Origin of the sequence: Halomonas sp. McD50-4, assembly GCF_022348135.1 — a bacterium.
Lineage (GTDB): Bacteria > Pseudomonadota > Gammaproteobacteria > Pseudomonadales > Halomonadaceae > Vreelandella > Vreelandella piezotolerans.
In genome coordinates this window covers 1-1,561 of record NZ_JAKRFG010000038.1, presented here as the reverse complement: position 1 = coordinate 1,561, position 1,561 = coordinate 1, and the positions used below count along the sequence as shown (strand labels likewise).

The 1,561-nt window shown below is 55.7% G+C and carries 1 protein-coding gene; it reads left to right on the top strand.

All coding sequences use genetic code 11. The features are described from left to right. Positions 1 to 95: 95 nt before the first annotated feature. Positions 96 to 1,397, top strand: a complete 1,302-nt coding sequence (locus MHM85_RS18255) for an IS1380 family transposase (protein WP_239286588.1) — start codon at positions 96 to 98, stop codon at positions 1,395 to 1,397. Positions 1,398 to 1,561 lie beyond the last annotated feature (164 nt).

Sequence of the window (1,561 nt, the reverse complement as noted above, 5' to 3'; positions counted from 1 at the left end):
CCCGGATTTCTCACAGGGTATAAAAGAAAGCGGCTGAAAGTGCTATGATTTCAAGAACCTAACCAATCCATCAAGCACCAACAGCCGCTTCCAAAATGGTACCTGAAAAGCTGACCTTCTCGCCACTCTCACGCCGCCAAATTGAAGCCGACTTCTCCGGGGGCCACATTACGTCGGACGCCGGATTACTCCTGCTTCGTGAAGTCGATAAACAGCATCGCCTGACACGCCGCTTGGCCGCCGTGCTTCATGATCCCCGCGCACCGGAACAGGTTCGTCATAAGCTCGACACTTTGGTTCGTCAGCGGGTGTTCGGTGTCGCCGCTGGCTATGAAGATTTCAACGACCATGAGGCCCTGCGCTATGATCAGGCCCTTCAGACAGCGCTCGGTGAAGAGGATACGCTGGCAGGCAAGTCGACGCTGTGCCGGGTGGAGCAGAACGCCGATCGGCAAGCAATAGTGAAGGCCCATGAGTTGCTGTGGCATCACTTCATTGAACAGCATGACGAACCACCAAAGGAGATCGTGCTGGACTTTGATGGCACCGACATCCCCGTGCATGGCGAGCAACCCGGCAAGTTCTTTAACCGTTATTACGATCACCACTGCTACTTCCCACTGTATGTCTTCTGTGGGCGCCACTTACTGGTGAGCTATCTGCGCACCAGTGACCGCAGCGACAGCCGCCATAGCTGGGCGATCCTCGCCTTACTGGTACGCTTTATCCGTCAATACTGGCCCGATACGCGCATCGTGTTACGAGGTGATAGCCACTTTTGTCGTCCCCGGATGCTGAACTGGTGTGATCGGCATCACGTCGACTACATCGTGGGAATCGCCAAGAACAGCCGGCTGCTCAAGGAAGTGGACGTCCCCATGATGCTGGTGCGCAAGACCCAATGGCAGGTGGGAGGGAAAGTAGCGGGGACGTTCCGCTTCCAGTATCAAGCCCACTCCTGGAAATACTCACGCTGGGTGGTGGCCCGCCTAGAAGAAGGCGAGTTAGGCTCTAATCCCCGGTTTATCATCAGTTCCCGTTACGATGATGGCTTCAAGCTTTACTACGAGCAGTACTGTGCCCGGGGTGACATGGAGAACCGGATCAAGGATCAACAACTGAGCCTGTTTGCTGACCGGACCTCCAGCACGCACTGGTGGGCCAATCAGTGGCGGCTGATCTTGTCGGGCTTTGCCTATACGCTGTTCGAGCGCTTACGCACTTACCTGAAGAAGACGCCCTTCGCGCGCATGAGCCCAAGCAACCTACGGCTAAAGCTCATCAAGGTGGGCGCGGTCATCATCCGCAACACGCGCCGAATCCGGGTGCTGATGAGTGACAGCTACCCCTATAAAACGGAACTATCCGATCTCATCAGGCGGTTGGTGCCGAACTGAATGCGCGGGCGCCCCTGGCCCGACGCAATGGGGGGAAGGGGGAAGTGTGTCTGAACGACGGGAAGTGGTTAAAAAGTAGGCAGTTTAAACCGTGCCAATAGGTTTTTAGTAGCATTACGTCTTGGGTAAGATACTTGCTGAGGTGCTATGAGAAATCCGGGCTA